Origin of the sequence: Bacillus silvicola (assembly GCF_050524305.1) — a bacterium.
GTDB classification, from domain to species: Bacteria; Bacillota; Bacilli; order Bacillales; family Bacillaceae_G; genus Bacillus_A; species Bacillus_A cereus_AT.
Genome location: NZ_JBNGVC010000001.1, coordinates 392706 through 408537, shown reverse-complemented (window position 1 = coordinate 408537; position 15832 = coordinate 392706). Strand labels below are relative to the sequence as shown.

The window sequence follows — 15832 nt, the reverse complement described above, 5'->3', positions numbered from 1 at the left end:
TTTTAAAACGATATAAATAGAAGGAATAAAGAGGAGGAAATAATATGTCTAAAACATTGCAATCTTTTAATTTACTAAAATGGATTGATGAGAATAAGGAGTTATTGAAGCCGCCAGTAAATAATAAAGTTATTTGGCAAGATTCGGAATTTATCGCCATGATATTAGGTGGTCCAAATAGAAGACGTGATTTCCACGTAGATCCTTCAGATGAATTTTTCTATCAAATTAAAGGTGAATGTTATGTGGAGTGTATTACAGAGGAAGGTAAGCGGGAAGTCGTCACAGTAAAAGAAGGGGATGTATTTATGCTGCCAGCAATGGTACCACATTCACCACATCGTGTTGCTAATACATTTGGGCTAGTAATTGAAAGAAAACGTAGCCAAGGAGAACTTGAGGATTTCGTTTGGTTCTGTGACGAGTGTAATCATGAAATGCATCGTGTACGTGTTCAATTAAATGATATCGAAAAACAAGTAAAAGAAGCAATTCATAGTTTTAATTCAAATAAGGAAATTCGAGCGTGTAAGAACTGCGGTCACATTATGCCAGAAGAAGTGGAGGAATGGAAGTGCGAATAGATTTTCATACACATATTATTCCTGAAACTTTTCCGGATTTTGAAGAGAAGTTTGGTGGCGGTCGTTGGCCGATATTAAATCGGACTTGTACATGTGGTGCAAGTATTATGGTTGGAGGTAAAAACTTTCGTGACGTTACAGACCAAGTCTGGTGCCCTAAGAAAAGAATTGAAGATATGGACCGTGAAGGTGTAGATATTCAAGTTTTATCGCCAATCCCTGTTACATTTTCGTATTGGGCAAAACCAGAGGAAGCCGAAAGTATGGCACGTATTCAAAATGATTTTATTGCAGAAACAGTTTCAGCACATCCAGATCGTTTTGTAGGGTTAGGAACAGTTCCGATGCAAGATGGAGAAACTGCAATTCGTGAAATGGAGCGTTGTATAACGGAATTAAATTTACATGGTATTGAAATTGGCACAAACGTAAATGGTAAAAATTTAGATGATCCATCGTTTATTGAATTCTTTCGAATGGCTGAAAAATGGCAAGTTCCGATTTTTATTCATCCATGGGAAACATTAGGGCGCGATAGAATGCCACATCATAATTTTATGTATACAGTTGGGATGCCAAGTGAAACAGCACTTGCGGCAGCTACACTAATATGTAGTGGGATAATGGAGAAATTTCCACGGTTAAAGGTTTGTTTTGCACATGGGGGAGGGTCTTTCCCATATATTTTGCCAAGATTAGATCAAGGATGGAAAGTATGGCCACATTTACGGCTGACTACATACCCTCCTAGTTATTATGCAAAGAAATTTTATTTTGATTCTTTAAATTATGATCCTATTAATTTGAAATATATGATTGAAAGATTTGGACATGAAAAGATTTTCATGGGTTCAGATTATCCATTTTTATTGCGAGAAGTTGATCCGGGAAAAGTGATTGATGAAACAGTCGGTTTATCGGAGGAACAAAAAGCAGCGATGCTTGGGGGGAATGCTGCGGGATTTTTAAATATTGATATAAAGAAACGAGGTGTAGCATATGCAGAGATTACAAACACCTGAGAGCAAATTAAGTGAGTTAGGAATCACACTACCAGCTATCCGCCCAGCAGTTGGAAATTATGTGAGTTGTGTAAAAGTAGGTAACTTATTGTTTACTGCTGGACAAGGGGTAGATGAGTATCATGGGAAATTAGGAAAGGATATTTCAATTGATGAAGGATATAAAGCAGCAAGACAATCAATGTTGAATTTATTGAGTGTTGTGAGAAACGAACTAGGTGATTTAAATAAGGTGAAACAAGTTGTAAAGCTGCTTGGTTTTGTAAATAGTACGGAAGATTTTATTAATCAGCCAAAAGTAATGAACGGGGCATCTGATGTATTAGTAGATATTTTTGGGGAAAAGGGAAAACACGCCCGATCTGCAGTCGGTATGGCTCAATTACCTAATAACACAACAATTGAAATTGAGATGGTTTTAGAAATTGAGGAATAGGAGGTAAGGAAGGTGAACAAAGAATTATTAGCTGACAAAATGAAAGTAAAAGATGCGAAATTGTTTATTGATGGACAATATGTGGATTCCATATCTGGCGAAACATTTGATACGTTCAATCCAGCGACGAATAGAAAGCTTGCTTCTATTGCAAAGGCAAATGAAGAGGATACAAAAAGAGCAATTGATGTGGCAGAACGTACATTTAAAAGCGGCATTTGGAGTAAAATTCCTGTGGAAGAGCGGTCGAATATTTTATGTAAAATGTCAGATTTGATTATGGAAAGAGTGGATGAACTAGCGTATATAGAAACTCTTGATGTTGGGAAACCGATTAAAGAAAGTAAAGGATTCGATATACCACGTTCGGCTCATAATTTTCGCTTCTTTGCTGAAATGGCTAAATATATGGTGCATGAGCATTATGACAAACATAACTTTATGTCATATGCAAAGTATGCTCCCGCGGGAGTGACCAGTTTAATCATTCCTTGGAATTTGCCATTTATGCAAATGACGTGGAAAGCATCAGCTGCACTTGCTTCTGGTAATACTGTTGTTGTCAAACCAGCCTCCTATACTCCATTAAGTGCAGTTATGCTCGGTGAAATTGCAAATGATGCAGGACTACCTCCAGGTGTACTTAATATTATTACAGGTCCAGGGAATACTGTCGGGACAAAAATGACAACACATCCAGCTGTAAGAAGAATTTCATTTGTTGGAGAAAGTAATACAGGAAAAACAATTATGCGTAATGCATCAGAAAACTTAATACCTGTTTCGTTAGAATTAGGGGGTAAATCAGCAAATATCGTATTTGAAGATGCAGATTTAGATGAAGCGGTACAAGGATCGATTGAAGCTATTTATCGGAACCAAGGAGAAATTTGTTTAGCTGGTTCAAGATTACTTGTGCAAGAAAGTGTATATGAACAGTTTTTAGAGAAATTTGTAGCGGCTGTAAAAAGAATAAAAGTGGGAGATCCTCTTTCTGAAGATACAGATATGGGAGCGCTTGTATCAAAATCTCATTTAGAAACAGTTGATCGTTATGTAGAAATAGGAATTTCAGAAGGGGCAAAATTAGCCTATGGTGGAAAAAGAGTGGAGAGTCTAGTAGAAGGAAACTTTTATGAACCTACTATTCTATATGATGTCGATAATAGTATGCGTGTAGCGCAAGAAGAGATATTTGGCCCAGTTCTAGTTGTTATTCCATTTAAAACGGAAGAGGATGCAATTCGCATTGCGAATGATTCCATTTATGGACTAGCTGGAGTTGTTTGGACAAATAATCTTAGACGAGCGCAACGAGTGGTTTCACAAATCGATTCAGGCTTACTTTGGATTAATTGTTGGTATGTTCGAGATTTACGTACTCCATTTGGCGGTTCGAAGGCGAGTGGGATTGGTAGAGAAGGTGGACGTCATAGTTTCGAATTTTATACGGAAGCTAAGACGGTTACGATGAAATTATAAAGGTGATGTTTTAACTTAAAGTTCAAAGCTCCCATCTGACATTTATGGAAATAAAATAGTTAGGTGGGGGCTAGTTATCATGTCATTGATTGGGGATATATAAATTTAAAAAATGAGGTGAAAGCAATTGTTAATTAAAGAATTAGCTGATGAACTATTACAAGCTGAAAATTCACGAGTAGGGATACCTCCTTTTACTGAGAGATATGCTAATTTATCTGTTGAGGATGCTTATAATATTCAGCTTGAAGTAGTAGAAAGAAAGTTGGAGAATGGGCGTTGTGTAATTGGAAAGAAAGTTGGACTTACGAGTGTTGCGATGCAGCAGATGCTTGGGGTAAATGAACCAGATTATGGACATTTACTAGATGATATGAAGATAGAAAATGGTAGTGAAATTTCAATAAGTTCCTTTGTATCTCCCAAAATAGAGGCAGAAATAGGGTTTGTTTTAGCAGAAGACTTAAATGGGCCTAATATTACATATGTTGACGTACTAATGGCGACGAAATATGTAGTGCCTACACTTGAAATTATTGATAGTCGAATTGCTGATTGGAAAATTCGGCTTGCTGATACAGTGGCGGATAATGGATCGTCGGCAAAAGTTGTAATTGGTGATACATTCTCTAGTGTTGATAAAGTAGATTTACGTACAACCGGAATGACACTTTATAAAAATAAGAGTTTAATTGCAACGGGTGCTGGTGCGGCTGCATTAGGGCATCCTGCGCAAGCTGTTGCTTGGCTAGCTAATAAACTTCATGAGTTTAATATTGGATTAAAAGCAGGGGAGTTAATTTTACCAGGTGCGTTATCTGGTGCAGTCTCAGTAAATAGTAAAGATAGTATTCAAGCTGATTTCGGTTCACTCGGATCGGTTTCTGTTACCTTCATATAGATTAAAGGATTGAAAAAGGAGGGATAGATGTGGAGAAAGTAAAGGTAGCTATTATTGGATCAGGTAATATTGGCACGGATTTAATGTATAAATTAAGAAAAAGTGAAGTCATAGAGCTGAATGCCATGATCGGAATAGATTCGGAATCGGATGGTTTAAAGCGAGCAAAAGAAGCGGGATACGAGGTTTTTGATAATGGAATACAAGCAATTATTGATAATCCAAGTTTAGCTGATATTGTATTTGATGCAACTTCAGCTAAAGCACATAGTTATCATGCAAAAGTATTAGGAGAACTTGGAAAAATAGTAATTGACTTAACACCTGCTGCATATGGACCGTTCGTTTGCCCTGCTATACAAAATAATAATTTTGTAGATAAGCAAAACGTTAATATGATTACGTGCGGGGGACAAGCAACGATTCCGATTGTTTATGCTATTAATGAGGTAGCAAATGTTACATATGCAGAGATAGTTGCTACAATTTCAAGTTTAAGTGCTGGTCCAGGTACACGGGCAAATATTGATGAGTTTACTATTACCACAAAGCGTGGAATTGAAGAAGTTGGTGGAGCAGACAGCGGGAAAGCACTTATTATATTAAATCCTGCAGACCCGCCTATTTTAATGAGAGATACAGTATATTGTGAAGTTGAAAATATGGATGAATTTTCTATCCAAGAAGCTATTTATAAGATGGTTGAAGTAGTGAAGCGATATGTTCCGGGTTATTCTTTAAAACAAGAGCCGATGTTTGATGGGAATCGAGTAACTGTATTTTTAGAGGTTGAAGGAGCTGGAGATTATTTTCCCCCTTATGCCGGTAATTTAGATATTATGACAGCGGCGGCATTAAAAGTAGGTGAAGAATTTGCCGTGCAAATCATTTCGGAGAAGAAAAGAGGTGTAATGAATGAGGCGAAATAGTGAAATGCCAGTGAAAATAACGGAAGTTTGTTTACGTGATGGAAGCCATGTAATGAAACATCAATTTACAGAAGAACAAGTTCGATCTGTTACAAGGGCATTAGATGAGGCTGGTATGCATTATATCGAAGTGAGTCATGGGGATGGCTTAGGAGGATCCACATTACAATATGGAAAGTCGTTAGTTAATGAAATGAAGCTGATTGAAGCAGCGGTAGATGAGTGTAAACAAGCTAAAGTAGCTGTTTTATTAATTCCCGGCATTGGAACGATCTATGAATTAAAGCAAGCTGCAAGTATTGGTGCGAAAATTGTTCGTGTAGCAACGCATGTAACAGAAGCTGATGTTTCAGCTCAGCATATTCAATTTGCGCGTGAGTTAGGAATGGAAGTATGCGGTTTTTTAATGATGGCACATTCTGCACCGGTTGAAAAGTTAGTAGAACAAGCAAAGCTTATGGAAGGTTATGGTGCAGAAGCAGTTTATGTAACAGATTCAGCGGGGGCTTTATTGCCTCATGAAGTACGTGAACGTATCCGTGCTTTGCGTCAATCTTTAAATATTGAAATTGGTTTCCATGGTCATAATAACCTTTCTGTTGCAGTAGCGAATACAGTGGCGGCAATTGAAGAAGGTGCGACACGTATTGACGGAAGCGTGCGGTGTCTTGGAGCTGGAGCTGGAAATGCCCAAACAGAAGTATTGCTCGCTGTTTTAGATCGTATGGGATATAAGCTAGATATAGATTTATATAAGATGATGGACTTGGCTGAGGATGTTGTTGCGCCTTTATTGCCAGCACCACAAGAAATTCAAAAAGGTAGTCTTGTAATGGGATATGCTGGTGTATACTCTAGCTTTTATTACATGCTGAAAGAGCGGCAAAACGATTTAATGTAGATGCCCGTGATATTTTAATAGAACTGGGGAAAAGAAAAGTAGTTGGAGGACAAGAGGATATGATTTTAGATGTAGCGGCAGAATTAGCAAAGATAAAAATGGGGGTGTAACATATGGCTTTAGTGAAAGGGGCAGATTTAGAAATTATTGACTATTTACTTCAAGCTGAAAAGGAAAGGAAAGAAGTAGTAAAAGTAACGGATAAGCACCCAGATTTAACAGTAGAGGATGCTTATAAATTACAAAAATGTTTAATTGAACAGAAAATGAACGAAGGTTCTAAAAGAGTTGGTGTGAAACTTGGGTTAACGAGTAAAGCAAAACAACAAATGATGGGTATTGATGAAGCGATATACGGATATTTATTGGAAGATATGTTAGCGTTCGAATGGGAGCCATTGCAATACGAAACATTGATTCATCCAAAAGTAGAACCAGAGATTGCTTTTTTAATAGGTGAGGATTTACAGGGAACGAATGTGACAGCAGATGATGTATTAAAGGCAACAAAATATGTTGCGCCAGCTTTAGAGATTATTGATAGCAGGTATTTAAATTTTAAATTTACATTACCTGATGTAATAGCAGATAATTGTTCATCTTCAAAGTTTTTATTGGGAAGTAGATGGATGGATGCTAAAGAAATAGACTTAGCTAGTGTAGGGATGGTTATGTCGAAAAATGGTAAGATTGCTACAACTGGAACGGGGGCAGCAGTGCTGGGACATCCAGCAGAGGCAATTGCTTGGGCGGTAAATAAACTTGGTTTACAAAATGAAGGATTTAAAAAAGGTGATATTGTATTAAGTGGAGCATTATCTGAAGCGATTGCATTTAAAGCAGGAGATTCCATAATTGCACAATTTGATGATTTAGGAAGTGTAGCGATGTTTTGTGAATAAATAGTAAAGTGAGAGATAAAAATGCCAATTATACAAATTCAAATAATAGAAGGTAGAAAGCAGGAGCAAATTCAAAATCTAATATTTGATGTTACAGAGGCAGTTGCGAAAAACTTAGATGTAGATGTTGGACGAGTGCGTGTTTTAGTGAATGAAATCCCGAGTTCACATTGGGGAGTAGGAGGAAGGTCTAAAGCTAGTTTAGATGAAAAATAGGTGTTAACAAAAGCAATTTTCATTCATTTTAGAATGGGGATTGCTTTTGTTATTTTGAAAATTTTTAATAATATGTTAAAATCTAATCTTGGTTTTAAGTTGATAAGGGGGAATAAGCATGCAAATACTACTAATACGCCACGGAGAATCAGAAGCCGACATTTTAAATGTACATGAAGGACGAGCTGACTTTGAATTAACAGAAAAGGGAAGACAGCAAGTACAAAGACTTGTACAGAAAGTGAAAGCGGATTTCCCGCCAGATTTCATTTGGGCAAGCACATTAAAACGTGCTCGAGAAACGGCTGAAACATTAGCGGAAGAAATCGGATGCCCAATTCAACTAGAAGAAGAATTAATGGAGTTTAATAATGGAGTACAAGCCGGTTTATCCTTTGAAGAAGCGAAAAAATATCCAGAGCCAAAATTTCTCCATGATCGTTTTGAAAACGGGGAATCATTTATTGAATTTAGAATGAGAATAGAAGGAATCTTTTCTAAAATCGTGACAGAGAATACATATGACCGAATTGCAATTGTTGCACACGGTGGTGTAATAAATAGTATTTTACGAGCGTTTTTCCAAATGCCAATTAGCATGGACTATTATTTTAAAATGGGAGATACGGGAATTAGCTTGATTGAACTTACGGATAAACAGAAAACTATTCATTTTATAAATGATACAAATCATTTAGATAGGATGTAAGAGGATATGTACAAAGTTGTATTTATTGATGTTGACGGTACTCTTTTAAGCGAGATTGATAGAAGTATGCATGAAAGCACAAAAGAAGCGGTACAAAGGTTAATAGATAAAGGAATTCACGTAGTTGTTACAACAGGGAGACCATATAGTTTATGCTTACAATTTAAAGAGCTGGGCATAAATACGTTTATTTCTGCAAATGGTGCACATATAAAATGTGCTGATGAAGTTGTACATAAATCGGTACTTTCAAGTGAAATTGTTCATGATATTTCAAGTTTTGCTGAATTACATGGTCATAGTGTTTCTTATTTTACAGAAGAATTTGTAATGAATGGTATTGCCTCAGAAGACGAACGTGTAATACGAGCATTAAATGAAACGTTAAATTTAGAACATTATCCTGACAAAATTAGAAACTTATCAGAAGAGATTTATTGTGTATGTCTGTATGCTGATGAAACAGAAGCTCAAAAATTCTTTGAAAGATATCCAGCACTTACGTTTGAACGTTTTCATGGTTACGTTATGAATGTGTTGGAAGATAATAAAGTATCGAAGCTAACTGCAATTCAAAAGGTATTGGAACATCTAAAAATTTGTAAGTCAGAAGCAATTGCATTCGGAGATGGTGGGAATGATATTGAGATGTTACAGTATGTAGGATTAGGAATTGCGATGGGGAATGGCGGAGAAGAGTTAAAAACAAGGGCAGATTTCGTTACAAAGAAGGCGAGTGAAGGTGGTATTTTATTTGCCTTAGAGAAGTTTCATGTCGTCTAACATACCTTTATTGAAATAAAGGTATGTTAGGATCTTTAATGTGCTCGCACAATAAAATATGAATTTGTCCGCGATGATGATAAAAGTGTGCAACGATTTCAAGCAACCATTCGAATCGAGAATAAGAAATACCCCAATAAGCAGTCATAATTTCCGCTAACTCTTCATTGGAATAGGATAAGAAAGTTTTAGAAAGTAGTTCGTACCCTTTTATCATCATTTGTTGCATTTGAGTAATCGTTTTTGGTGTTTGTTCTATATAAAAGGTATGTAACTCTTTTTCCGAAATACCATTTAATACGAGCAAATCCGCATGGAAAATAAGGGAAAGATGTGTATACATTTCAAATAATGAACGCTTTGATTCAATCGGTTTTATTATTAAATCACTTTCAGTATATTGGTTCAGTATTTGAATAGAAGTATCGACAGCAACTTTAAGTTGGTGCAACGCAGATTGTACAAACATTGTAATTCTCCTCATCTCCGTATATAATAGTTTCTTAAGGGTATTATATCATACTCAAAATTCCGAAAATTCTAGTAGTTTGACTAGCATATTGAAAAGTATTATATTGTAAAAGGTCATATGAAACGTGAAATAGAATGGAATGTAATTATTGAGTTAGGAGTTAGACCAATGAGCTTGAAATATGGAAGAGATACAATTGTTGAAGTTGACTTAAATGCTGTAAAACATAATGTAAAAGAATTTAAAAAACATGTGAATGATGAAAATATTACAATGATGGCTGCTGTAAAAGCGAATGGGTATGGCCATGGAGCAGTTGAAGTTGCCAAGTCTGCTATCGAAGCAGGAATAAACCAACTTGCAGTTGCATTTGTAGATGAAGCAATAGAATTAAGAGAAGCTGGAATCACTGTCCCGATTTTAATTTTGGGCTATACATCAGTAGCAGCTGTGGAAGATGCAATTCAATATGACGTTATGATGACTGTTTATAGAATTGAAGATTTACAAAGTATAAATGAAATTGCAAACCGTCTTCAAAAGAAAGTACAAATTCAAGTGAAAATTGATACAGGAATGAGTCGTATCGGTTTACAAGAAGAAGAAGTGAAACCATTTTTAGAAGAATTAAACCGTATGGAGTATGTGGAAGTGGTAGGAATGTTTACACATTACTCTACCGCTGATGAAACTGATAAAGCATATACGAATATGCAAACAGGTTTATTCGAAAAAGCTGTAAATACAGCAAAAGAATTGGGAATTCATTTTCCATATATTCATAGTTCAAACAGTGCAGGATCAATGGAACTTAGCAACACATTTCAAAATATGGTTCGTGTCGGTATTGGAATCTATGGAATGTATCCTTCGAAAGAAGTTGATCATACTGTTGTAGCGTTAAAACCAGCGTTGTCTTTAAAATCAAAAGTAGCTCATGTTAAACATGCGAAGAAAAAACGTGGTGTTAGTTATGGAAATACGTATGTAACAACGGGTGAAGAATGGATTGCAACTGTCCCGATTGGTTATGCGGATGGTTATAATCGTCAGTTGTCTAATAAAGGACATGCACTAATAAACGGAGTTCGAGTACCTGTTATTGGCCGTGTTTGTATGGATCAGCTTATGCTAGATGTTACGAAAGCAATGCCAGTACAAGTTGGAGATGAAGTTGTATTCTATGGTAAACAAGGCGAAGAAGAAATTGCGGTAGAAGAAATAGCAGATATGTTAGGGACAATTAACTATGAAGTTACATGTATGTTAGACAGAAGAATTCCACGTGTTTATAAAGAAAATAATGAAATGACTGCTGTTGTAAATATATTAAGAAAAAACTGAATCGTTCTGATTCAGTTTTTTTATTTTTCACAAATAAAAAATGTTCTATTTGTACCATGTAGTTGAATGTTTTTAAATCCTACAGATTCCAATGAAGAAATTATTTCTTCATTGGAGTAACAAGCTTCCTCAAAAGAAAAGTCACTTCTTTTCCAATTAGCATTTATGTCATGCCTAAATAGTATAAAGTTCATTTCTGCTTTTTTTCTTTCAATGTCATAAGTAGAGTTTATCGTACAGACATATTTTTGTTCTGAAATGTGAAAGGACGCACTCCAACTTTCAAGAAAACCTTTCTCCATATTCATATCAAATGCAAATGTACCTCCATCATATAATGCTAAATAAACATGATGGAAAGTGTTTTTTAGCTCATCTAATTTCATTATATGATTTAAGCTATCACCGGCTGAAATGACATAGTGGAATTTCTCATTCACTTTGAAAGAGCGTGCATCATCGACGGTGAAGGATGCATCTGGCGCGTTTTGACGTGCGTGTTCAATCATTTGAGCAGAACCATCTATACCAGTTACTATAAAATTATTATCAATTAGTTTCCTAGTAAGATGTCCAGTCCCGCAGCAAAGGTCTAATATACGGGAGTGGGAAGCTGCATCTTGTAAAATGAATTTATGATAGGCTGGATAAGAGTGTTCTGCAAAATGTCCCCAATGTTTATTATAGATGTCTGCAAAAACATCATAATCAGAATAAATTAGTTTTTTAGACATATGTATGCTCCTCAAAATTCATTAAATTATAATAGTCATGCTTCGTTTTAATTTCAAAACCACATTGTGTATATAGTTTTAAAGCATTGTTATTTTTCGTTTCGACGTCTAATTCAATTGTTGAAATCCCTTCTGTAATAAGTGTATGTACCATATAACTAAGAATATCTTTACCATATCCTTTACCTTGATAAGAAGGATGAACTGCGAATCCTGATAGTGTAGTAGATTGCCCTTGCTCAGAAACTGTAATCGTTCCTATCACTTTTTCATCGATAAGGGCACTGTAAACTTGATGGGAAGGTGAATTCATCATTTTCTGTAACCATGTAGCGGTATTTTCTACAGAATCTCCAAAGGCTTTACTGGAAATTTCAATAAGATTAAGAAGTGATTCTGAAGATGCAAGAGTGAGCTGTATAGTATTCTTTGTTGTTTTTTGCACTTCTTTTGCTTTGAACTCCATACTATATTCACTATATAAATAAGGTAACTTCATTTGTTTTGCAAATTCTTTCCCAGAAGCAGAATCCCCATTCATAATAAGAAGAGCTTCATCTGCCTCCCTTATTCGTATTTCTTTCATTGCGGTTTGTAAAAGAGTGGTGCCTATATGTTGTTTCCTATAGTTCGGATGGACAAACCCTATTAACTCCAGTTTTGTCGGTCTTTCAAAGTCATACATACTTAATGCACTGATTAATTGTGTATCATCATAAAATAGAAAATCATTTATCTTTTCTTTATTACGAGCAGTTAAAAAGTTTACATGTAAATCTGACGAGTAATCAATTTGATCGTGTTGTCCGCAAATATGAGATAAATCTTTCATTTGCTGAATTTCGTTTGCTGTTAAAGATTTCTTTTTTTCAATATTCATTTCATAATCCCTCTCATTCGTATTTAAAAATAGGATGGATGACTTAGCCACTTTTCTAACTCCACATTACCCTGAACAGATAATAAGCGATATAAATATCGATAGGGTTGTCTACATTCTTTAAGACGAGGAATGGGCATAATGGTTTCGTAACCTTGTTTAAAAGCATGAGCCTCTTTTTCTGTAAATACATATTCTAAGCCGATGAAATCAAACTCTCGAGGAGCAACTGCATAGGCTTCTGTATCTACTAAACCCGTAATAGTTGTACCATCTGATAAAAACTGAGTAGGGTCCATATCAATTAAAACGAGTGTAGCTTCCTTTGGTGCTGGCAAGGAAGAGAGTTGTGACTCAAAAGTATGAAATGCGTTATGGATGCCCGCGTTATCGGAATAGAACCTATTTACAAGATCTTTACTGACTTTTAATATGTGAGACTTAAATTCTTCTAGTGAAATGTGGAAAGTACTTGATGGGTTTCCTATAAACTCTGCTTGAAACGAATGAATCTCTGCTAGTCCTTTTCCAAGGCTGAATAAAATAGAATCAGGTTGTCCGATAAATGATTGCAGTGTACTTCCGGTTAGTTTTTCGACGATTACATACTCTTGGCCATTTAAAATATGTTTTTGTAAAATAGTAGGGATTGGTAAGGTAGTATGCTTTTTCAATAATGCGTGTATTGTTTCTAAATAATGTACGTTCCTTGGATCAATTCCAAAAAGGTTTTTACATCCCCACCAAAAATCATTGCTAGGCTCTTCAGTCATTTTTGAGGAACGAACAATAACTTCTTCAGATGCTGTTTTAACAAGAAATACATCGCTTGCATGATCTTCATAACCTGGGTGTAAAGTTTGAACAGATAAGATAGATGAAGTGAATAGTTGTTGTAGCATGAAGGTGCTCCTTTTTTCTGTAAATTCCATAAATTCATTATATAACAAAATATGTACTAAGTGGATAATGATAGGGAAAACATAGAACTTAAATAAATCTATTGTGAGAAATTGGTGTGGAAATTATATTTTTCTAGTTTTGTATGAATTATCAAAATAATGTTTTTGATGATACACCTGTAAAAATGCCTGAATGTAAATCTCGTATTTTTCAGTAAATGAAGAGTTCAGCGTACTTGTATGAGGATTATAATGTAGGTTTTGAAAAATATTTCTCAATAATAAAATGAAGAGAAAAATATGAAGAAGTAGAATAGATTCCTTTATAATAGTTTTAAATTAATTAACATGATTAATTATTAATTATATTAGATAGGAGAGAATATTATGGCAAATGTACTCGTAATAAATTTCCCTGGAGAAGGTCATATTAATCCGACTTTAGCTATTGTTAGTGAGTTAATTCAGCGAGGGGAAACAGTTGTTTCGTATTGTATTGAAGATTATAGAAAGAAGATTGAAGCAACAGGTGCAGAATTCCGAGTGTTTGAGAATTTTCTCTCTCAAATTAATATTATGGAACGAGTAAATGAAGGTGGGAGTCCTTTGACGATGCTATCTCATATGATTGAAGCATCAGAGCGTATTGTGACTCAAATTGTAGAAGAAACAAAAGGCGAAAAATACGATTACTTGATATACGATAATCATTTTCCAGTAGGACGTATTATAGCGAATGTTTTAAAATTACCTAGTGTTTCTTCCTGTACAACATTTGCTTTTAATCAGTACATTACTTTTAACGATGAACAAGAATCAAGACAAGTAGATGAAACGAATCCATTATATCAATCTTGTTTAGCGGGAATGGCAAAATGGAATAAGCAGTATGGTATGAAATGTAATAGTATGTATGATATTATGAATCATCCTGGTGATATTACTATTGTATATACTTCAAAAGAATATCAGCCGCGGTCAGATGTATTCGATGAATCGTATAAGTTTGTCGGTCCATCAATTGCTGCTCGAAAAGAAGCAGGCAGCTTTCCTATTGAAGATTTAAAAGATGAAAAAGTGATTTTCATTTCTATGGGAACAGTTTTTAATGAACAACCTGGGCTATATGAAAAATGTTTTGAAGCGTTTAAAGATGTAGAAGCGACAGTCGTATTAGTTGTTGGTAAGAAGATAAATATAAGTCAATTTGAAAACATTCCGAATAACTTTAAGTTGTATAATTATGTACCACAATTAGAAGTATTACAGCATGCTGATGTATTCGTGACACATGGTGGTATGAATAGTTCGAGTGAAGCACTATATTACGGTGTCCCGTTAGTTGTAATTCCGGTAACAGGAGATCAGCCTTTAGTGGCGAAACGAGTGACTGAAGTAGGGGCTGGAATAAGGCTTAATCGTAAAGAATTAGCTTCTGAATTGTTACGTGAGACTGTAAAGAAAGTAATGGATGATGTGACGTTTAAAGAGAATAGTCGTAAAGTTGGAGAGTCACTTCGGAATGCTGGTGGATATAATAAGGCAGTTGATGAAATATTTAAAATGAAAATGAATTCATACTCAAAACTTCAATAAACGTTAGAAACACACTTACTGTAATAAGTAAGTGTGTTTCTATAAATAAATTACATAAAAATCGCCGTAAAGGTGAGAATTCTGTGTATATAAACCGATATCTTTGAATTAGTAGTAAAATTACGTTAAAATAATACTAAGAAAATATATAAGTTTTGGGGGTAATGAATGAAAAAAATATTTGAATACCTATTATTAACAATTGGCTCGATTATAGTAGCAGGTTCATTAGAGCTTATTTTAGCACCTAATGGATTAGTAGATGGCGGGGTAACGGCTATTGCTATTATGGCAAATAAAGTTGCTGGATTACCGCTTTACGGAGTGTTTTTAGGACTTAATATCCCGATTTTACTATTTACTGCAAAAGTAATGGGGAAGAAGTTTTTCATCCGTACATCCTATGCAAATGTTGTTACAACACTCGGATTGATTTATTTAAAACCATTTCCAGCAATTACGACTTCGGAATTATTAATTGTACTTTATGGAGGAGTTCTATTTGGTGTTGGTGTTGGGATTGTTGTAAAAATGGGCGGAGCAATTGATGGATCAGAAATGTTAGCTGTATGGATGAACAAGCATTTTAAAGTACCAATTAGTACATTTTTACTTGCTGTAAATGCGGTTATTTTTGTATTTGTTGCTATTTTATTTTCAATTGAGCAAGCGATGTTCTCATTAGCAATTTTCTATATTGTTACGAAGATGATAGATTTCATATTAGACGGTATTAATCAAGGAAAGAGCGTCATGATTATTTCGAATAAAAATAAAGAAATTGGCGAACTGCTTATGAAAGAATTACAACTGTCTGTTACGTATCTACATGGAGAAGGTGGTTTTTTAGGAGAGCACCAGAGAATTATTTATTGTATTACAAACCGTTTCATTTATCCAAAAATGAAAGATCTCGTTCTCTCTGTAGATCCAACTGCTATAATTGAAGCTTCTTATTCAACAGAAACAACTGGTGTAAAGCGTCCAGGAAGGACAGCGAGATCAGGGCAAGTATCAGAAAAATAGTAACTAAAAATAA

General features: G+C 35.1%; 17 protein-coding genes and 1 pseudogene. 14 read left to right on the top strand and 4 right to left on the bottom strand.

Going from position 1 to position 15832, the window contains the following annotated elements:
- The first annotated feature begins 44 nt into the window (after nucleotides 1–44).
- From nbaC to ACP6L7_RS02065, 11 genes and pseudogenes are all read left to right on the top strand, one after another.
- Nucleotides 45–584, top strand: a complete 540-nt coding sequence (gene nbaC, locus ACP6L7_RS02115) for a 3-hydroxyanthranilate 3,4-dioxygenase (protein ID WP_088058417.1) — start codon at nucleotides 45–47, stop codon at nucleotides 582–584.
- Nucleotides 569–1606: an amidohydrolase family protein gene (locus ACP6L7_RS02110; protein WP_097829706.1), complete on the top strand. Its 1038-nt coding sequence runs from the start codon at nucleotides 569–571 to the stop codon at nucleotides 1604–1606. Before nbaC ends, ACP6L7_RS02110 begins: the two co-directional genes overlap by 16 nt.
- Complete coding sequence (locus ACP6L7_RS02105) at nucleotides 1584–2042, top strand: RidA family protein (protein WP_097829705.1); 459 nt, start codon at nucleotides 1584–1586, stop codon at nucleotides 2040–2042. The genes ACP6L7_RS02110 and ACP6L7_RS02105 overlap by 23 nt, the downstream gene beginning before the upstream one ends.
- Before the next feature lie 12 nt (nucleotides 2043–2054).
- Entirely contained in the window at nucleotides 2055–3524 is a 1470-nt protein-coding gene (locus ACP6L7_RS02100; protein ID WP_097829704.1) for an aldehyde dehydrogenase, read from the top strand.
- 127 nt (nucleotides 3525–3651) lie between these two features.
- Entirely contained in the window at nucleotides 3652–4425 is a 774-nt protein-coding gene (locus ACP6L7_RS02095; RefSeq protein ID WP_097829703.1) for a 2-keto-4-pentenoate hydratase, read from the top strand.
- A gap of 29 nt (nucleotides 4426–4454) precedes the next feature.
- Nucleotides 4455–5354: an acetaldehyde dehydrogenase (acetylating) gene (locus ACP6L7_RS02090; protein WP_098361929.1), complete on the top strand. Its 900-nt coding sequence runs from the start codon at nucleotides 4455–4457 to the stop codon at nucleotides 5352–5354.
- Nucleotides 5341–6365 (top strand): annotated as a pseudogene (dmpG, locus tag ACP6L7_RS02085) (4-hydroxy-2-oxovalerate aldolase). The gene ACP6L7_RS02090 and the pseudogene dmpG overlap by 14 nt, the downstream one beginning before the upstream one ends.
- Nucleotides 6366–6368: 3 nt before the next feature.
- Nucleotides 6369–7157 carry a 2-keto-4-pentenoate hydratase gene (locus ACP6L7_RS02080; protein WP_097829700.1) on the top strand — a complete coding sequence of 263 codons (789 nt, stop codon included), beginning with the start codon at nucleotides 6369–6371 and terminating at the stop codon, nucleotides 7155–7157.
- Between the two features lie 21 nt (nucleotides 7158–7178).
- The gene (locus ACP6L7_RS02075) at nucleotides 7179–7373 is read left to right on the top strand and encodes a 4-oxalocrotonate tautomerase (protein ID WP_097829699.1); all 195 of its coding nucleotides are present in this window, start codon (nucleotides 7179–7181) and stop codon (nucleotides 7371–7373) included.
- A gap of 118 nt (nucleotides 7374–7491) precedes the next feature.
- A complete protein-coding gene (locus ACP6L7_RS02070; RefSeq protein ID WP_097829698.1) occupies nucleotides 7492–8082 on the top strand; it encodes a histidine phosphatase family protein in 591 nt (196 codons plus the stop codon).
- A 6-nt stretch (nucleotides 8083–8088) separates the two neighbouring features.
- Nucleotides 8089–8865, top strand: a complete 777-nt coding sequence (locus ACP6L7_RS02065) for a Cof-type HAD-IIB family hydrolase (RefSeq protein ID WP_097829697.1) — start codon at nucleotides 8089–8091, stop codon at nucleotides 8863–8865.
- 7 nt (nucleotides 8866–8872) lie between these two features.
- On the opposite strand, the gene ACP6L7_RS02060 is transcribed toward ACP6L7_RS02065, so the two are convergent.
- Nucleotides 8873–9334: a DinB family protein gene (locus ACP6L7_RS02060; RefSeq protein WP_097829696.1), complete on the bottom strand. Its 462-nt coding sequence runs from the start codon at nucleotides 9332–9334 to the stop codon at nucleotides 8873–8875.
- A 171-nt stretch (nucleotides 9335–9505) separates the two neighbouring features.
- On the opposite strand from ACP6L7_RS02060, the gene alr reads away from it, so the two are divergent.
- Nucleotides 9506–10681 (top strand): alanine racemase, encoded by a 1176-nt coding sequence (gene alr / locus ACP6L7_RS02055; protein WP_097829695.1) that lies wholly within the window; start codon nucleotides 9506–9508, stop codon nucleotides 10679–10681.
- A gap of 20 nt (nucleotides 10682–10701) precedes the next feature.
- On the opposite strand, the gene ACP6L7_RS02050 is transcribed toward alr, so the two are convergent.
- The 3 genes from ACP6L7_RS02050 to ACP6L7_RS02040 are packed head-to-tail and all read right to left on the bottom strand — an operon-like array spanning nucleotide 10702 to nucleotide 13197.
- Entirely contained in the window at nucleotides 10702–11415 is a 714-nt protein-coding gene (locus ACP6L7_RS02050; RefSeq protein WP_097829694.1) for a class I SAM-dependent methyltransferase, read from the bottom strand.
- A complete protein-coding gene (locus ACP6L7_RS02045) occupies nucleotides 11408–12295 on the bottom strand; it encodes a GNAT family N-acetyltransferase (protein ID WP_097829693.1) in 888 nt (295 codons plus the stop codon). Before ACP6L7_RS02045 ends, ACP6L7_RS02050 begins: the two co-directional genes overlap by 8 nt.
- Before the next feature lie 23 nt (nucleotides 12296–12318).
- Nucleotides 12319–13197, bottom strand: a complete 879-nt coding sequence (locus ACP6L7_RS02040; RefSeq protein WP_097829692.1) for an aminoglycoside phosphotransferase family protein — start codon at nucleotides 13195–13197, stop codon at nucleotides 12319–12321.
- Between the two features lie 387 nt (nucleotides 13198–13584).
- On the opposite strand from ACP6L7_RS02040, the gene ACP6L7_RS02035 reads away from it, so the two are divergent.
- Nucleotides 13585–14793 (top strand): macrolide family glycosyltransferase, encoded by a 1209-nt coding sequence (locus ACP6L7_RS02035; RefSeq protein ID WP_097829691.1) that lies wholly within the window; start codon nucleotides 13585–13587, stop codon nucleotides 14791–14793.
- Between the two features lie 168 nt (nucleotides 14794–14961).
- Complete coding sequence (locus tag ACP6L7_RS02030) at nucleotides 14962–15819, top strand: YitT family protein (RefSeq protein WP_097829690.1); 858 nt, start codon at nucleotides 14962–14964, stop codon at nucleotides 15817–15819.
- Nucleotides 15820–15832: the final 13 nt, after the last annotated feature.